This window comes from Pseudomonas sp. S2_B07 (assembly GCF_054668435.1).
This window is the reverse complement of record NZ_CP162769.1, coordinates 4,072,987-4,088,881: the sequence shown is the minus strand read 5'-3', so window position 1 is coordinate 4,088,881 and position 15,895 is coordinate 4,072,987. Positions and strand designations below refer to the sequence as shown.

Sequence of the window (15,895 nt, the reverse complement as noted above, 5' to 3'; positions counted from 1 at the left end):
CTTGCGGAGGCATCGGATCAGCCTCACATCCCATGCTGTTTCATCAACCGCTGATAACTGCCATCCGCCTTCATCTCGGCAATCTCACGGTCAAACCCGGCAACGATCTGCTCATGCTGCGGGTTCTTCAGACTGACCAAAATATGCAGGCTGTTCTCACTCAACGGCTTGGGCAGAAACTCCACCGCATTACGCACTTTGGATGATTCACGCGCCAGGTAATAACGGGCGACGTACTCATCTTCCAGCGTCAACTTGACCCGGTCCGCCGCGACCATGCGCACGGCCATGGAAAAGTTATGCACCGGGACTTTCTGCAGTGATGCGTCGTCATCGAACTCTGGCGAATAGGCGTAGCCGCGCACGATCGCAATCGGATAGGTGTGCAGTTGCTGCAAGTTGTTGTATTCGATCGGCGAATCTTTGCGTTTCAGGAAGCGCACACGATTCACCAGATATTCGCCGGAGAACTGGCCCAGCTTGGTGCGATCAGCGGTGTACCAGGCGTTGACCAGCACGTCATAACGCCCCTCGCCTACACCCAATAACGCTCGGGCCCAGGGCACCTGCTCGAAATCACTGGCATAGCCTGCGCGTGCCAGCGCGGTCGTGACGATGTCCGTCGCCAAACCGCCGTTGACCAGCGTCGCGTCGGTAAAGGGCGGCCAGGCGTCGGCGACCAGTCGCAGCTTTTCCGCTGCCGCGCCTTGTGTCAGCCACAGCAATACGATCAAAGCAGAAGCTCGATGCAATCGCGGCATGCTAGAAAATCCTTAGCGAGCGGGTAGCCCGACGTGTTTTTCAGCCCAAACTCCAAGACCCGTGTACCGGCAGCCAGGTACTCAACATTAGCTCATTGAAGCCATTGCACAGCGCGTCATCGAAGATTACACAAAGAAGACGGCGCCGCGCGAAATGAATGATGGCATTTTGGCCTTTGTCACAGATTTCCCCGCCATAAAGACAATGATCCTCAGGACGCTTAGTATCGAGCGACGATGCTCAAGGAAAGTGAATATGACAATTGACTGGATCTGCAAACACCACAGCGATTTGGGCAAGGAACAGCTGTACGCCATTCTGCAACTGCGCTCAGAGGTGTTCGTCGTCGAGCAGAAATGCGTCTATCAAGACATCGATGGCCAGGACCTGGAAGGTGACACCTGCCATTTGATGGCATGGGAAGAGAATCGGCTGGTGGGTTACCTGCGATTGCTCGATCCGCAGCTACAAGGAGGAGATGTGGTGATTGGCCGGGTGATCGTTGCCCCGACGGCCCGTGGCACCGGGATTGGGCATGAGCTGATGGCGCAGGCGTTGAAGCAGGCTGAGAAACATTGGCCGGACATGCCGGTTTACCTGTCGGCCCAGGCGCATTTGCAGGGGTATTACGGGAAGTACGGGTTTGTGGTGGCGGGTGAGGAGTATGTCGAGGATGGCATTCCGCACATTGGGATGCGTCGGCCTTAAGGGCCCCATCGCGAGCAAGCTCGCTCCCACAGGGATCACCTCAATCCTGTAGGAGCCAAGCTTGCTCGCGATGGCATCAGCTGCAACACCGCAAAAGCTAGGGGTACTCAAGCACCTCTTTGATCTGCCGCAAATTCCGCTCGATCCACCCCCGATCAATCGCCCCCCACTCACGAATCCGATAACGCCCCGCATGATTGCGCGCACCTTCTTCCTGTTCGAACTCGCAAATGATGTCCAGGTCCGCCAACGCCGCAATCGTGTCCTGCGCCGTGCGCCGGGGCATGCCGGTGACTTCGGTCAAGGCCGGGACGCTGCTCGCCAGCCCGCTGTCGATCAAGTACGCCACGTACAACCGGCGGTAAAAACTGCTCTTGGTCTTGCTGACTTCCATTCAAACACTCCCGGCCGTTGATCCGTTATTGCATGTCCCGCCAGGTCAGGTACACCCGCAGGTCAAACTCCACCTGGTGATAGCCAGGCAGCATGTGTTCGCAGAGTTTGTAGAACGCTTTGTTGTGATCCGACTCTTTAAAGTGCGCCAGCTCATGCACCACGATCATTTTCAGAAACTCCGAAGGCGCTTCCTTGAACAGCGAGGCCACACGGATTTCTTTCTTGGCCTTGAGCTTGCCGCCCTGCACCCGCGAGATCGTGGTGTGCAAGCCAAGGGCGCGATGCGTGAGGTCCAGACGGTTATCGAACAACACTTTGTCGATGGCTGGAGCATTGCGCAGGTATTCCTGCTTGAGATCCAGCGCGTAGGTGTACAGCGCCTTGTCGCTCTGCACACCGTGCTTTTCCGGGTAGCGCTTGGTCAGGTAATCGCCCAGCCGATCGTCGGCGATCAACTGGCGCACTTGATCCTGCAATGCAGCAGGATAGGCCTGGAGGTATTTCAACGCGGTCATTGGGGCGGCAACACGAATCACGAAAAGGTCGCCAGTGTAGCGAATTCAACTGTTCAGTGCGCTCCAGTCGAACGGCTGCACAAAGTCGCCGACATCCTCGGCCATCATCGGTCGCGCCACCAGAAAACCTTGCACGTACTCACAGCCATTCGCTTGCAGCCATTGGTACTGCGCAACGGTTTCCACCCCTTCGGCGATCACCAGCATTCCATATTGCTTGCACAGGTCGATCACAGTGCGCACCAGGGCGGCATCCCTTGAGGACTCGGGCAGCCGGGAGATCAAATGCCGGTCGAGCTTGAGCGTGTCCAGTTCCAGGTCCCGCAGATGCGCCAGCGAGCAGGGCCCGGAACCAAAGTCATCGAGAGCCACCCGCACCCCAAGATTGCGCAGCAGACGCAGGGTCTTATGGGTTTCTTCCGGGTTTTGCATCAGCGCTTCTTCCGTTACTTCGACTTCCAGATGACGCGGTTGCAGGCCATGGCGCTCCAGCACCTGGCGCAACTCGGTGACCAGGTTGGGCATGCCGAACTGAGTGCTGCTCAGACTGACGCCGAGCACCAGATCTTCGGCAAACAGGGTTTCCCAGGCCTTTCGCTGCCCGGCTCCACGCTGGTAAATCCAGCTGCCCAGCCGACTGATCAGTCGCGCCTCTTCCAGCAACGGCAAAAACAGCCCCGGCGGCACATCGCCGACACTCGGGTGCTGCCAGCGCAGCAACGCCTCGAACCCGCGAACCTGTCCATTGGCAATGGACACTTGAGGTTGGTACACCAAATTGAAATCACGGTTTTCGATGGCCGTGCGCACGCTCTCTTCGAGCATCAGCCGCGAACGCGCCCGGCCGTTCATCTCGTGATCGTAGAAACGGTACTGCTGACGGCCCGCGCGCTTGGCTTCGTACATGGCAATGTCCGAGGCCCGCAACAAACCGTCGAGGTTCGCCCCGCAATCCGGAAACGTCGCAATCCCGATGCTGGCGCCCAAAGTGATTTCCAGTCCATCAATCTGCTGACAGATGGATACCCGCTCGATGAGTTTTTCCGCAATCTTCGCCGCCTGCTCGGGAAACTCCAGGTCCAGCAGCGCCGTAAATTCATCGCCGCCCATCCGCGCCAGAATGTCGAACGGCCGCAAGCAGGCCTTCAACTGCTCGGACACCCAGCGCAGCACGCGGTCGCCGGCATCGTGGCCGAGGGAGTCATTGACCCGTTTGAAGCCGTCGAGGTCCAGGTACAGCAGCACCCAGGCGCTGTCGGTGCGTTCACCGCGCAGCAACAGGTTTTCCACGGTCTGGTAGAAACCCCGACGATTGAGCAGGCCGGTCAATGGATCGGTCACGGCCTGGAACTCCAGCTGCTGATGCAGGTGGCGCACCACCGACATGTCCAGCACCGTCACCACCATCGCGTGCTGCTCCGCAGGCAATGGCGCGCATGACAGCGCCACCGGCACCTGTTGGCCGGGCGCAGTACGCAACAGCGCATCATGCAGGCGCAAAGTCTCGCCGCGCCGGTAACCGGTATAAATTTCGGATTCCAGCCAGACCGGGATGTGCGGTTTTTGCAGGAAGTCCAGAAAATCCCTGCCTTGCAGCTCCTGCACCGTTGCGTTCAGCAGCCGCGACATCGCCGGGTTGGCAAATTGGATAACCCCGTCCTCACTCACCACCAGAATGCCTTCGGCCGCGTTCTCCAGCACCGAGGCATTAAACGCGCGTGCGACTTCCAGGTCGTGGCTCAAGCGCTGCAAGGCACGGCGATTGCGCTGGTGTTCCAGCAGGGCCTGGACTTTAGGCTTGAGGATTTGCGGATCGAACGGTTTGAACAGGTAATCCACCGCGCCGCTGGCGTAGCCCTTGATCACCGCGTCCGGGGATTGTTCGTTGGCGGTGAGGAAGATGATTGGTGTAAGGCGGGTTCGCTGGCTGCCGCGCATCAGGCGCGCGACTTCAAAACCGTCCATGCCCGGCATTTGCACATCGAGCAGCACCAGGTCGACATCGTGTTCGAGCAAAAGGTTTAGCGCTTCAAAGCCGGAGGCCGCGGTCATCACCTGCCAGTCCTGGCGCTGAAGCAACGCGCGCATGCTGATCAGGTTTTCAGGGTAATCATCGACGATTAAAAGGACCGAGTTGCCTTCGGCTGGCGTGGGTTGCGCGCATTCCATGCTGCTTCTCTTGTTCGGGGACGTCAGGCCGGTTTCTCGTGAAAACCGGACAAATACTAGGCCTTCACTCTAGACCGGGATCCACAAAAGCAGAAGCCATCAGAGCGCCATCATTTAACTAACGCGTTCATTTGCCGACTAACGGTCGGTCCTGAAAGCCCCGAAAACCGGGAAAGATGGCATTTCGACAGGACGTTGACGCCAAATCTCTGCCGGATGGGCATTAACAAAGTGGCCTCGTACGCTTATAAAGACCGCCCCCCGATGCGCGGGCTAGAGCTTCTGGCACGCGCGTGCAGCAAAAATTTGTGGAAGCTTTGTCTATGATCGATCTCGCAACCTGGAACCTCAGCGTTCCCGTTGGCAATCCGCCGTATACCGTTGAAACCGCCAAACTGGTGGACGGCTTCAAGGACCAATACTTCCACTCAGACACCGGCACCTTGTTTTTCTGGGCACCCGTCACCGGCTCTAAAACAGCCAATGCAAAGTATCCCCGCACTGAACTTCGAGAAACCTACAGCAACGGCACCCTGAAAAACTGGCTCTACCCGGACGCCGACAACTCCCTGCGGGCGACGCTGGCGGTGAATCAGGTACCGAGTTCAGGAAAGATCGTTATTGGCCAGATCCATGCGTATGAAAGCCAAAGACCGATGGTGAAGGTCGAGTATCAGTACAAGACCAGCACCGCCACCGGCAACATCGTTGCCAAAGTGCGCATGCATCCGGATGACGATGAAGGTCGGGTGATCACCATCGCCACCGGGGTGAAACTTGATCAGGAGTTTTCCTACCTCATCCACCTGAGCCCCGGCGGTGCATTGGGCATCAGCGCGGCTGGCTACCAGTGGGACACCAACATCAGCGCGACGTGGCGCGACAAGCCGCTGTATTTCAAGGCCGGGGTCTATGTGCAAGACCACACCGGGTACACCAGCGAAGGCGGGAAAGTGACGTTCAGCAAGCTGGATATTGATCACGACAAGTAAAAACACCGCATCCCCTGTAGCAGCTGTCGAGCCTGCGAGGCTGCGTCCGAGGACGAAGTCCTCGCAATCCCGGTAAACCCCGCCCGCCTGAATGAATACGTTGCCTGATAGACGACTGCTGCGCTGCTGAACTCAGTCTTGCACGCTCGACAGCTGCTACCGACCAACTGAGCGTCCGAAAAACTTGTAGGACGCCTCCGGCCGTGGCGAGGGAGCTTGCTCCCGCTGGGCGGCGAAGCAGCCCCAAACCCTGCCACTCCTTTCCCACAGACACGCCACACCGCCCGGTTTACGGAAGCTGCCCCGCCGAACGGGAGCAAGCTCCCTCGCCACAATGACCGCATGCACGTCCTACAGCCCGGTTGTGAATGCCGAAATTGCTGCCTAAAGTTGGCCTGTCGCTGACCATTGTTGGCGATAGGGTTTCGCAGCCCTAGCGAGTTAGATCCACAACCGTCAAAATACGGCGCGGCAACTTTGCCTGTGCTCTTTTTATGGCGGCTGTGCGTGGGAGACCATCTGGTCTGCCGGGTCTTAACTCCTCGGTCTGCGAACCCGCGCGCAGTTGCCACCCAATTTGTTTCGCAGCAGACGGTGGCAAATTCTTTTTTGAGTTAAGGATTTTCCATGAGCAATCAGCAACCGCCACGCCGCTTTACCCCAATGTCCCAGCTGTCCACCGACTATCCCATCCTTCTCATCGACAGCGACGCCCCGCTACGCGAACTCCACAACTGCGTCAGCGAACGTCTCAACGCCGTCCTCAAGTACCTGAACCTGATGGCCTGCACCAGCCTCCCCGATTACGCCGAAAACGATATCAACACCGTCACCAACATTGCGCGAATCCTGGTCCAGGATATCGCTGACGTGTTTGGGGTAATCGAGCAGCGAGAGTTCGAATTACCTAAAGTTCGCTAGCAAATATTCACGCAATAAAAACCCGCGCATAGCGGGTTTTTATTAAAGGCACAAACACCAAATCTTAATACTTAAAACTCGAAGCTCGCCAACAACACTCAAACAACGCCTACTCAACGGAGGACCAACTGCAGCGTCGAGTTTGAAGCAATATTGTAATCAGCCAACGTAAGGCCATCCTCCAGTTGTCTTCCGGAGAAAATCAAACGCTGCTGATCTGGAGGAACTCCTGTTTTACCCTGACACTTCGCTTTTACGTTTTCGATCGAGTCAGATGGTTCAACCTCCAAGGTAAACTTCTGGATCACGTTTGTTGCACTGCCCTGCACTTGCTGAACTGAAATCTGCATATCTTCTCCCAGAAAATTAATTCAGAACCAAGCGGGTAGACCACGAGCACTGATCTCCTCATTAAATTCACTCCGCCGTCGAGTTACACGCAGACAATAGGTCGCAATCAGAGTTAAATCACCTGTAACAAATAACAGCTTTTAATATCAATTTGCGATAATAGTGATAACTTATAAACAGACAACCAACAGACACCCCCCGCACTAATGAATACTTGCCCGCCAACTCACAACCCGTTAAACCTTATTGAAAACTGGAAGCAGGTCTGAGGCCGCGAGCTAACACGGAAAATAATAAAAAAACCCGCCTCTCGGCGGGTTTTTTATGCAACTAAAACACTAAAGGCCTTAGTTAACCTTGGCGTTCAACTCACCCTTCAAGTAACGCTGATACATGCCTTCCAGCGAGATCGGCTTGATCTTCGAAGCATTACCCGCAGTACCAAAGGCTTCGTAACGAGCGATACACACATCACGCATCGCAGTGACGGTCGCGCCGAAGAACTTGCGAGGGTCGAACTCGCTCGGGTTGGTGGCCATCAGGCGACGCATCGCACCGGTCGACGCCAAACGCAGGTCAGTATCAATGTTGACCTTGCGCACGCCGTGCTTGATGCCTTCGACGATCTCTTCAACCGGCACGCCGTAGGTTTCTTTGATGTCGCCGCCGTACTGGTTGATGATCGCCAGCCACTCTTGCGGAACCGAAGAGGAACCGTGCATCACCAGGTGGGTGTTCGGGATGCGCTTGTGGATTTCTTTGATGCGGTCGATGGCCAGCACGTCGCCGGTAGGTGGCTTGGTGAATTTGTACGCGCCGTGGCTGGTGCCGATGGCGATGGCCAGGGCATCAACCTGAGTGCGTTTGACGAAGTCAGCGGCTTCTTCCGGGTCGGTCAGCATCTGGCTGTGATCCAGAACGCCTTCGGCGCCGATGCCGTCTTCTTCACCGGCCATGCCGGTTTCCAGCGAACCCAGGCAGCCCAGCTCGCCTTCTACCGAAACGCCGCAGGCGTGAGCCATGGCCACGGTTTGTTGGGTAACACGGACGTTGTAGTCGTAGTCGGTCGGAGTCTTGCCGTCTTCGCCCAGGGAACCGTCCATCATCACCGAGCTGAAGCCCAGTTGGATGGAGCGCTGGCAGACGTCAGGGCTGGTGCCGTGGTCCTGGTGCATGCACACCGGGATGTGCGGGAATTCTTCGATCGCCGCCAGGATCAGGTGGCGCAGGAACGGGGCGCCGGCGTATTTGCGAGCACCGGCCGAAGCCTGGACGATCACCGGAGAGTCAGTCTTGTCAGCGGCTTCCATGATGGCGCGCATCTGCTCAAGGTTGTTGACGTTGAAAGCTGGAACGCCGTAGCCGAACTCGGCTGCGTGGTCCAGCATCTGGCGCATGCTGATAAGTGCCATTGTGTGTGTCTCTCCCGGTTTGGGTCGTTAATCGTGCCAGCCTGCCGTAGCGGCGGCGGCTATTCAAGTTATTGCAGATCGGGGGTAAAGCCCGGGCTGCGAATTCGGGTGTTGCCTGAATCTGTCAATTACTGCGCTTTACAACCGCGGCCAATCAAATCATTGGTGGCGACCCAGTAAACCAGGCCTTCCTCACCTTTTATGTGAAACGCCAGCATGTCATTGCTGTACAGCGAACCTTCGGCGCCCGGCTCCTGCTTCAAGCGGTACACCTGATCGGCCCCGCCGAGGCGCACGTCGACTTCCTTGCGGCTGTCGTCGGTGTAGCGCCACAGCACTTTGGCCTGGCTGTCACAGGTCCAGGTGGTCCAGTTATCCACGGGGGCGGACGACTGGAACAGGTTCAACTGAGCGCAACCGGCCAGCAACGCCAACGCCGTAACGGCGATAAAACCTTTCATCCATGTTCCTCGACTGACGGCGCACGCCGCCAGCCCTGAGTAATGAGTCAGACCCGTCAAGGACAACCATGTTCCTTGGCGGGTGTCTGTGTCTCGTATTTATCCAGGCCATCGGGACCGGAACGCTTGTTTAGCACAGGATTGGTTTCCGCTTGCCAGTCGGCCTGGTAGCAGCCTTTTTCCTGCGACTGCGGCGCAGGCTCCGGCGTGGCTTTCGGGTTACTTCCGCAAGCCGCCAGCATGCCCGCTGCGATCAACAGCGTTAACGTCTTGACCATGTAAACACTCCTTTGCCTGGTCAAATGGGCGGCCTCAGGCCTTCGCCCGGCTTTCCAGGACTTCAACGGCTGGCAGCACTTTGCCTTCGACGAACTCGAGGAAAGCGCCGCCGCCGGTAGAAATGTAGGAGATCTGATCCGCAACGCCATATTTATCAATGGCCGCCAGGGTGTCGCCGCCGCCAGCGATGGAGAACGCCGAGCTTTCGGCGATGGCCTGGGCCAGCACTTTGGTGCCGTTGCCGAACTGGTCGAATTCAAACACGCCAACCGGGCCGTTCCACAGAATGGTCTTGGACGACTTCAGCAGCTCGGCGAAATTCGCTGCGGTCTGCGGGCCGATGTCCAGGATCATGTCGTCGGCAGCCACATCAGCGATCAGCTTGACGGTAGCGGTCGCGCTTTCAGCGAATTCCTTGGCAACCACAACGTCCACCGGCAATGGCACGCTGACTTTGGCAGCGATTTCGCGAGCGGTGTCCAGCAGGTCCGGTTCATACAGAGACTTGCCGACCGGGTGACCGGCAGCGGCCAGGAAGGTGTTGGCAATGCCGCCGCCAACGATCAACTGGTTGCAGATCTGGCTCAGGCTGTTCAACACGTCGAGTTTGGTCGAGACCTTGGAGCCGGCAACGATGGCAGCCATTGGCTGGGCCGGGGCGCCGAGGGCTTTGCCCAGTGCGTCCAGCTCGGCGGCCAGCAACGGGCCAGCGGCAGCGACTTTGGCGAACTTGGCCACGCCGTGGGTCGAACCCTCGGCACGGTGCGCGGTGCCGAAGGCGTCCATCACGAATACGTCGCACAGGGCGGCGTATTGCTGGGCCAGTTCGTCAGCGTTCTTTTTCTCGCCTTTGTTGAAGCGCACGTTTTCGAACAGCACGATGTCGCCGGCTTTCACGTCGACGCCGCCCAGATAATCAGCGACCAGCGGCACTTCGCGGCCCAGGGCCTTGCTCAGGTAGTCAGCGACTGGCTTGAGGCTGTTCTCGGCCGAGAATTCGCCTTCGGTCGGACGGCCAAGGTGCGAGCAGACCATCACGGCCGCGCCTTTCTCCAGGGCCAGCTTGATGGTCGGCAGCGAGGCCAGGATTCGCGCATCGCTGGTGACAACACCGTCCTTGACTGGGACGTTGAGGTCTTCGCGGATCAGTACGCGCTTACCTTGCAGATCGAGGTCGGACATCTTCAACACGGTCATGGGTCGCAATTCCTGAATTACTGTTTTGGAGAAGCTGTTGGAGTAGCTGTTTGCAGATAGTGTTCTGCAACGTCCAGCATTCGGTTGGCAAACCCCCATTCGTTGTCGAACCAGGCCAGGATGTTCACCAGCCGCGGGCCGGAAACTCGAGTCTGACTGGCATCGACGATCGCCGAATGTGGGTCATGGTTAAAATCACAACTGGCGTGAGGCAACTCGGTATAGGCCAGCAAGCCTTTGAGCGGGCCACTGGTGGCGGCCTCGCGCAGAATCCGGTTGACCTCGGTGGCGTCGGTGTCGCTGACGGTCTGCATCGTAATGTCGAGGCAAGACACGTTAACCGTCGGCACTCGTACGGCTTTGGCCTGAATTCGCCCGGCAAGTTCCGGCAGCAGGCGTTCGATGCCGCGCGCCAGACCGGTGGACACCGGGATCACCGACTGGAACGCCGAACGGGTACGGCGCAGGTCTTCGTGATGGTAGGCGTCAATCACCGGCTGATCGTTCATCGCCGAGTGAATGGTGGTGATCGACACGTATTCCAGGCCGATGGCCTGATCCAGCAGACGCAACAGCGGCACGCCGCAGTTGGTGGTGCAGGACGCGTTGGACACCAGCAGTTCGTCGCCGGTCAGGCAATCCTGGTTCACGCCGTAGACGATGGTGGCGTCGACATCCGCCTCGCTGGCCATCGGCTGGGAAAACAGCACGCGCGGCGCGCCGGCGTCGAGGAACCGCTGGCCGTCTTCACGGGTGTGATAAGCGCCGGAGCACTCCAGCACCAGATCAACGTCCAACGACGCCCAATCGATGCCTTCGGGGGTAGCACTGCGCAGGACCTTCACGCAGTCGCCATTAATATGCAGACAATCGCCCTCAACCCGCACTTCGCCGGGAAAACGCCCGTGAGTGGAGTCGAAGCGTGTCAGGTATTCGATGCTGGCCATGTCAGCCAGATCGTTGATCGCGACAATTTCAAACCCGGCCTTTTCGCCTCGCTCAAACAACGCACGCAAGACGCAACGACCAATCCGGCCGTAGCCGTTGAGTGCAACTTTGTAAGGACGCGGTTGAGGCATGGGGTTCTCGATTACCGTGGTGAAACCGTTAGCGTGGTGTTGCCCGAACCACCGCTTTCGCGGGCAAGCCCGCTCCCACAGGTTCGTTGGTGTACACAACATGTGTGAGCAACCGAAAACACTGTGGGAGCGGGCTTGCCCGCGAAGGCGTCGCTCAGGCGACACCTGATCCGGATCAGTCTTCCAGCAGCTCTTCAGCCTGACCCAGGATGTTTTCCAGGGTGAAACCGAACTCTTCGAACAAGGCAGGCGCAGGCGCCGACTCGCCGTAGGTGGTCATGCCGATCACGCGACCTTCCAGGCCCACGTACTTGTACCAGTAGTCCGCGTGAGCGGCTTCGATGGCGATACGGGCGCTGACTTGCAACGGCAGAACCGCTTGCTTGTAGTCGGCGTCCTGAGCATCGAACACGCTGGTGCAAGGCATCGAGACAACGCGCACTTTGCGACCCTGTTCGGTCAGCTTGTCGTAAGCCTGAACCGCCAGGCCGACTTCGGAACCGGTGGAGATCAGGATCAGCTCAGGCTCGCCGTCGCAGTCCTTCAACACGTAACCGCCACGGGCGATGTCGGCGATTTGCAGGGCGTTGCGATCCTGGTGCTGCAGGTTCTGACGCGAGAAGATCAGCGCCGAAGGGCCGTCCTTGCGTTCCAGTGCCAGCTTCCAGCACACGGCCGATTCAACGGCGTCGGCCGGGCGCCAGGTGTCAAGGTTCGGCGTGCTGCGCAGGCTGGTCAGTTGCTCGATTGGCTGGTGAGTCGGGCCGTCTTCGCCCAGACCGATGGAGTCGTGGGTGTAGACGAACACCACGCGCTTCTTCATCAGCGAAGCCATGCGTACTGCGTTGCGCGCGTATTCCATGAACATCAGGAAGGTCGCGCCGTAAGGCACCAGACCGCCGTGCAGCGCCACGCCGTTCATGATCGCGCTCATGCCGAATTCGCGAACGCCGTAGTACATGTAGTTGCCGCTGGCGTCTTCAGCCGTAACACCTTTGCAACCTTTCCACAGGGTCAGGTTGGAACCGGCCAGGTCAGCGGAGCCGCCCAGCAGTTCAGGCAACAGCGGGCCGTAGGCATTCAGTGCGTTCTGGCTGGCTTTACGGCTGGCGATGGTTTCGCCCTTGGCCGCGACTTCAGCGATATAAGCCGAGGCGTTTTCAGCGAAGTCAGCCGGCAGCTCGCCGCTCAGGCGACGCACCAGTTCGTTGGCCAGTTCAGGGAATTCAGCGGAGTAAGCAGCGAAACGCTGATCCCACTCGGCTTCAGTCGCGCGACCGGCTTCCTTGGCGTCCCACTCGGCGTAGATGTCAGCTGGAATTTCGAAAGGTGCGTAGTTCCAGTTCAGTGCCTTGCGGGTCAGAGCGATTTCCGCGTCACCCAACGGGGCGCCGTGGCAGTCTTCTTTGCCTTGCTTGTTCGGCGAACCGAAACCGATGGTGGTCTTGCAGCAGATCAGGGTTGGCTGATCGCTTTTGCGCGCGGTTTCAATCGCGGTCTTGATCTCTTCCGGGTCATGACCGTCGACGTTGCGGATCACTTGCCAGTTGTAGGCTTCGAAACGCTTCGGCGTGTCGTCGGTGAACCAGCCTTCGACTTCGCCGTCGATGGAGATGCCGTTGTCATCGTAGAAAGCGATCAGCTTGCCCAGGCCCAAAGTACCGGCCAGGGAGCCGACTTCGTGGGAAATGCCTTCCATCATGCAACCATCACCCAGGAACACGTAGGTGTGATGGTCGACAACGTTGTGGCCCGGACGGTTGAACTGCGCCGCCAGGACTTTTTCTGCCAGGGCAAAACCGACGGCGTTCGCAAGGCCTTGGCCCAGTGGACCGGTGGTGGTTTCAACGCCTGGCGTGTAGCCGAATTCCGGGTGACCCGGGGTGCGGCTGTGCAGCTGGCGGAAGTTTTTCAGGTCATCGATCGACAGGTCGTAGCCGGTCAGGTGCAGCAGCGAGTAGATCAACATCGAACCGTGGCCGTTGGACAGCACGAAGCGGTCACGGTCGGCGAACGATGGATTGCTCGGGTTGTGCTTCAGGTAGTCACGCCAAAGTACTTCGGCGATATCCGCCATACCCATAGGGGCACCGGGATGGCCGCTGTTGGCTTTTTGCACGGCATCCATGCTGAGGGCACGAATGGCGTTGGCACGCTCACGACGGCTGGGCATCGCTGTTCTCCTGCGGATATTGAATCGAGAGTGAATAAAACGAATCGGAAAAAAGGCGAGCATTTTCCCTCACCGGGCCGCCTCGGGGCAATGACAGATAGTCATCTGGAGGCGTTTTTCCATGTGATAACGGCGGTTTCGACGGGTGAAACCTTTCCGCTGTCCGTTTGTTGACAGAACCTAACGTCGAGAAGTGCTATCTATCGAGCAATATCAAAACTTTTTGATATTGCTCTTGCAGTGATTTCGACCCGTCACTAGACTGCTGGCCTTATGAATTTACGCGTGCCTTCCATTCAACATGACGATTGCGACGAGCTGGCGGCCCTCTGCAAGGCCGGCGGCGACCCTCTGCGTCTGAATGTATTGCGCGCCCTGGCCAACGATTCGTTCGGTGTGCTGGAACTGGCGCAGATCTTCGGCATCGGCCAATCCGGCATGAGTCATCACCTCAAGGTCTTGGCCCAGGCCGACCTGGTGGCGACCCGCCGTGAAGGCAACGCGATTTTCTACCGTCGTGCGCTGCCCCACACCGACCTGCTGGGCGGCAAGCTGCACGCCGCCCTGCTGGAAGAAGTGGACAACCTGACCCTGCCGACTGATGTGCAGTCGCGGATTGGTCAGGTGCACGGGCAACGAGCGGCGGCCAGCCAGGACTTTTTCTCACGAGTTGCGGAGAAATTTCGCGCCCAGCAAGACTTGATCGCCGGCCTGCCGCAATACCGCGAAAGCGTGGTGGCCTTGCTCGACAAGCTGGGTTTCGGCAAAGGCGCCACGGCCATTGAAGTCGGCCCCGGTGACGGCGAATTTCTGCCGGAACTGGCGCGCCGTTTCGCTGAAGTCACTGCGCTGGACAACAGCCCGGCGATGCTCGAACTGGCGCGCCAGGTCTGCGAACGTGAAAAGCTGGCTAACGTCAGCCTGCAATTGGCCGATGCATTGAACGGTGTCAGTCTTCAGGCCGATTGCGTTGTACTGAACATGGTATTGCACCATTTCGCCGCGCCGGCCGAAGCGCTCAAGCACATGGCCGACTTGCTGCAACCGGGCGGTAGCCTGCTCGTGACAGAGTTATGTAGCCACAACCAGAGTTGGGCCAGGGAGGCCTGCGGTGATCTCTGGTTGGGGTTTGAACAGGACGATTTGGCCCGTTGGGCCACCGCTGCGGGACTCGTTCCCGGGGAAAGCCTCTATGTAGGCTTACGTAATGGTTTCCAGATCCAGGTCCGCCATTTTCAGCGACCGGCTGGCGACACTCACCATCGGTAAATTCAGGAAAACATCGAGATGAGCGAATACTCCCTCTTCACCTCCGAGTCCGTGTCTGAAGGACATCCGGACAAAATCGCCGACCAGATTTCCGATGCGGTGCTGGACGCCATCATTGCTGAAGACAAGTTCGCCCGTGTGGCGTGCGAGACTCTGGTAAAGACCGGCGTTGCAATCATCGCCGGTGAAGTGACCACGTCGGCCTGGGTCGATCTGGAAGAAATCGTGCGTAACGTCATTCTGGACATCGGCTACAACAGCTCCGATGTCGGCTTCGACGGCGCCACTTGCGGTGTGATGAACATCATCGGCAAGCAGTCCCCAGACATCAACCAGGGTGTTGACCGTGCCAAGCCTGAAGATCAGGGTGCCGGCGACCAGGGCCTGATGTTCGGCTACGCGAGCAACGAAACCGACGTGCTGATGCCAGCACCGATCACCTTCTCGCACCAGCTCGTTCAACGCCAAGCCGAAGCCCGTAAATCCGGCCTGCTGCCTTGGCTGCGCCCGGACGCCAAGTCGCAAGTGACTTGCCGCTACGAAGGCGGCAAGGTTGTCGGTATCGACGCCGTTGTTCTGTCGACCCAGCACAACCCTGAAGTGTCGTACAAAGACCTGCGCGAAGGCGTGATGGAGCTGATCGTCAAGCACGTACTGCCTGCCGAGCTGCTGACCAAAGACACCCAGTTCCACATCAACCCGACTGGCCAGTTCATCATCGGTGGCCCGGTTGGCGACTGCGGCCTGACCGGTCGCAAGATCATCGTCGACAGCTACGGCGGCATGGCTCGCCATGGTGGCGGCGCGTTCTCCGGTAAAGACCCATCGAAGGTTGACCGTTCGGCCGCCTACGCCGGTCGTTATGTGGCCAAGAACATCGTGGCTGCCGGCCTGGCCGAGCGCTGCGAGATTCAGGTTTCCTACGCGATTGGTGTTGCCCAGCCTACGTCGATCTCGTTGAACACCTTCGGCACCGGCAAAATCAGCGACGACAAAATCGTCAAACTGGTTCGCGAAGTATTCGACCTGCGTCCATACGCAATCACCACCATGCTCGACCTGCTGCACCCGATGTACCAGGAAACCGCTGCGTACGGCCACTTCGGTCGCACCCCGGCGACCAAGACCGTGGGCGAAGACACCTTCACCACGTTCACCTGGGAAAAAACCGACCGCGCCGACGACCTGCGTTCGGCTGCCGGTCTGTAAGA

16 protein-coding genes are annotated in these 15,895 nt (G+C 58.5%); 5 read left to right on the top strand and 11 right to left on the bottom strand.

Annotated elements, in window-relative coordinates; all coding sequences use genetic code 11:
* Positions 1–23: 23 nt before the first annotated feature.
* Positions 24–761, bottom strand: a complete 738-nt coding sequence (locus AB4N43_RS18820; RefSeq protein WP_027926627.1) for a substrate-binding periplasmic protein — start codon at positions 759–761, stop codon at positions 24–26.
* Between the two features lie 256 nt (positions 762–1,017).
* On the opposite strand from AB4N43_RS18820, the gene AB4N43_RS18815 reads away from it, so the two are divergent.
* On the top strand, positions 1,018–1,470 hold the full coding sequence (locus AB4N43_RS18815) for a GNAT family N-acetyltransferase (protein WP_027926626.1): 453 nt from the start codon (positions 1,018–1,020) through the stop codon (positions 1,468–1,470).
* Between the two features lie 97 nt (positions 1,471–1,567).
* Here the strand turns inward: AB4N43_RS18815 and AB4N43_RS18810 are convergent, their stop codons facing one another.
* The 3 genes from AB4N43_RS18810 to AB4N43_RS18800 are packed head-to-tail and all read right to left on the bottom strand — an operon-like array spanning position 1,568 to position 4,550.
* On the bottom strand, positions 1,568–1,864 hold the full coding sequence (locus tag AB4N43_RS18810; RefSeq protein WP_027926625.1) for a winged helix-turn-helix domain-containing protein: 297 nt from the start codon (positions 1,862–1,864) through the stop codon (positions 1,568–1,570).
* Positions 1,865–1,889: 25 nt separating this feature from the next.
* Entirely contained in the window at positions 1,890–2,381 is a 492-nt protein-coding gene (locus tag AB4N43_RS18805) for a M48 metallopeptidase family protein (RefSeq protein WP_027926624.1), read from the bottom strand.
* A gap of 45 nt (positions 2,382–2,426) precedes the next feature.
* Complete coding sequence (locus tag AB4N43_RS18800; protein ID WP_027926623.1) at positions 2,427–4,550, bottom strand: putative bifunctional diguanylate cyclase/phosphodiesterase; 2,124 nt, start codon at positions 4,548–4,550, stop codon at positions 2,427–2,429.
* A 323-nt stretch (positions 4,551–4,873) separates the two neighbouring features.
* Between AB4N43_RS18800 and AB4N43_RS18795 the strand changes: the two genes are divergently transcribed.
* Both AB4N43_RS18795 and AB4N43_RS18790 read left to right on the top strand, forming a co-directional pair.
* Positions 4,874–5,542: a polysaccharide lyase family 7 protein gene (locus tag AB4N43_RS18795; RefSeq protein WP_027926622.1), complete on the top strand. Its 669-nt coding sequence runs from the start codon at positions 4,874–4,876 to the stop codon at positions 5,540–5,542.
* Between the two features lie 627 nt (positions 5,543–6,169).
* Positions 6,170–6,463: a hypothetical protein gene (locus AB4N43_RS18790; RefSeq protein ID WP_059182039.1), complete on the top strand. Its 294-nt coding sequence runs from the start codon at positions 6,170–6,172 to the stop codon at positions 6,461–6,463.
* Between the two features lie 113 nt (positions 6,464–6,576).
* Here the strand turns inward: AB4N43_RS18790 and AB4N43_RS18785 are convergent, their stop codons facing one another.
* The 7 genes from AB4N43_RS18785 to tkt all read right to left on the bottom strand — a co-directional run bounded on the left by AB4N43_RS18785 (position 6,577) and on the right by tkt (position 13,415).
* On the bottom strand, positions 6,577–6,813 hold the full coding sequence (locus tag AB4N43_RS18785; RefSeq protein WP_059182038.1) for a ubiquitin-like protein: 237 nt from the start codon (positions 6,811–6,813) through the stop codon (positions 6,577–6,579).
* 348 nt (positions 6,814–7,161) lie between these two features.
* Positions 7,162–8,226: a class II fructose-bisphosphate aldolase gene (gene fba / locus AB4N43_RS18780; protein ID WP_007975467.1), complete on the bottom strand. Its 1,065-nt coding sequence runs from the start codon at positions 8,224–8,226 to the stop codon at positions 7,162–7,164.
* A 128-nt stretch (positions 8,227–8,354) separates the two neighbouring features.
* Entirely contained in the window at positions 8,355–8,687 is a 333-nt protein-coding gene (locus AB4N43_RS18775; protein ID WP_059182035.1) for an MliC family protein, read from the bottom strand.
* A 56-nt stretch (positions 8,688–8,743) separates the two neighbouring features.
* Entirely contained in the window at positions 8,744–8,965 is a 222-nt protein-coding gene (locus tag AB4N43_RS18770; RefSeq protein WP_027926617.1) for a hypothetical protein, read from the bottom strand.
* Between the two features lie 34 nt (positions 8,966–8,999).
* Complete coding sequence (locus tag AB4N43_RS18765; protein ID WP_027926616.1) at positions 9,000–10,163, bottom strand: phosphoglycerate kinase; 1,164 nt, start codon at positions 10,161–10,163, stop codon at positions 9,000–9,002.
* A 17-nt stretch (positions 10,164–10,180) separates the two neighbouring features.
* On the bottom strand, positions 10,181–11,242 hold the full coding sequence (epd, locus tag AB4N43_RS18760) for an erythrose-4-phosphate dehydrogenase (RefSeq protein ID WP_027926615.1): 1,062 nt from the start codon (positions 11,240–11,242) through the stop codon (positions 10,181–10,183).
* A 175-nt stretch (positions 11,243–11,417) separates the two neighbouring features.
* Entirely contained in the window at positions 11,418–13,415 is a 1,998-nt protein-coding gene (tkt, locus tag AB4N43_RS18755) for a transketolase (protein WP_027926614.1), read from the bottom strand.
* Positions 13,416–13,688: 273 nt separating this feature from the next.
* On the opposite strand from tkt, the gene AB4N43_RS18750 reads away from it, so the two are divergent.
* On the top strand, positions 13,689–14,684 hold the full coding sequence (locus tag AB4N43_RS18750) for an ArsR/SmtB family transcription factor (RefSeq protein WP_027926613.1): 996 nt from the start codon (positions 13,689–13,691) through the stop codon (positions 14,682–14,684).
* An 18-nt stretch (positions 14,685–14,702) separates the two neighbouring features.
* Complete coding sequence (gene metK, locus AB4N43_RS18745; protein ID WP_008033298.1) at positions 14,703–15,893, top strand: methionine adenosyltransferase; 1,191 nt, start codon at positions 14,703–14,705, stop codon at positions 15,891–15,893.
* The last annotated feature ends 2 nt before the right edge of the window (positions 15,894–15,895 follow it).

Bases quoted from the DNA above. Each gene is read 5' to 3' on its own strand.
- AB4N43_RS18820 (WP_027926627.1), bottom strand. From the start codon at position 761: ATGCCGCGATTGCATCGAGCTTCTGCTTTGATCGTATTGCTGTGGCTG.
- AB4N43_RS18815 (WP_027926626.1), top strand. From the start codon at position 1,018: ATGACAATTGACTGGATCTGCAAACACCACAGCGATTTGGGCAAGGAA.
- AB4N43_RS18810 (WP_027926625.1), bottom strand. From the start codon at position 1,864: ATGGAAGTCAGCAAGACCAAGAGCAGTTTTTACCGCCGGTTGTACGTG.
- AB4N43_RS18805 (WP_027926624.1), bottom strand. From the start codon at position 2,381: ATGACCGCGTTGAAATACCTCCAGGCCTATCCTGCTGCATTGCAGGAT.
- AB4N43_RS18800 (WP_027926623.1), bottom strand. From the start codon at position 4,550: ATGGAATGCGCGCAACCCACGCCAGCCGAAGGCAACTCGGTCCTTTTA.
- AB4N43_RS18795 (WP_027926622.1), top strand. From the start codon at position 4,874: ATGATCGATCTCGCAACCTGGAACCTCAGCGTTCCCGTTGGCAATCCG.
- AB4N43_RS18790 (WP_059182039.1), top strand. From the start codon at position 6,170: ATGAGCAATCAGCAACCGCCACGCCGCTTTACCCCAATGTCCCAGCTG.
- AB4N43_RS18785 (WP_059182038.1), bottom strand. From the start codon at position 6,813: ATGCAGATTTCAGTTCAGCAAGTGCAGGGCAGTGCAACAAACGTGATC.
- fba (WP_007975467.1), bottom strand. From the start codon at position 8,226: ATGGCACTTATCAGCATGCGCCAGATGCTGGACCACGCAGCCGAGTTC.
- AB4N43_RS18775 (WP_059182035.1), bottom strand. From the start codon at position 8,687: ATGAAAGGTTTTATCGCCGTTACGGCGTTGGCGTTGCTGGCCGGTTGC.
- AB4N43_RS18770 (WP_027926617.1), bottom strand. From the start codon at position 8,965: ATGGTCAAGACGTTAACGCTGTTGATCGCAGCGGGCATGCTGGCGGCT.
- AB4N43_RS18765 (WP_027926616.1), bottom strand. From the start codon at position 10,163: ATGACCGTGTTGAAGATGTCCGACCTCGATCTGCAAGGTAAGCGCGTA.
- epd (WP_027926615.1), bottom strand. From the start codon at position 11,242: ATGCCTCAACCGCGTCCTTACAAAGTTGCACTCAACGGCTACGGCCGG.
- tkt (WP_027926614.1), bottom strand. From the start codon at position 13,415: ATGCCCAGCCGTCGTGAGCGTGCCAACGCCATTCGTGCCCTCAGCATG.
- AB4N43_RS18750 (WP_027926613.1), top strand. From the start codon at position 13,689: ATGAATTTACGCGTGCCTTCCATTCAACATGACGATTGCGACGAGCTG.
- metK (WP_008033298.1), top strand. From the start codon at position 14,703: ATGAGCGAATACTCCCTCTTCACCTCCGAGTCCGTGTCTGAAGGACAT.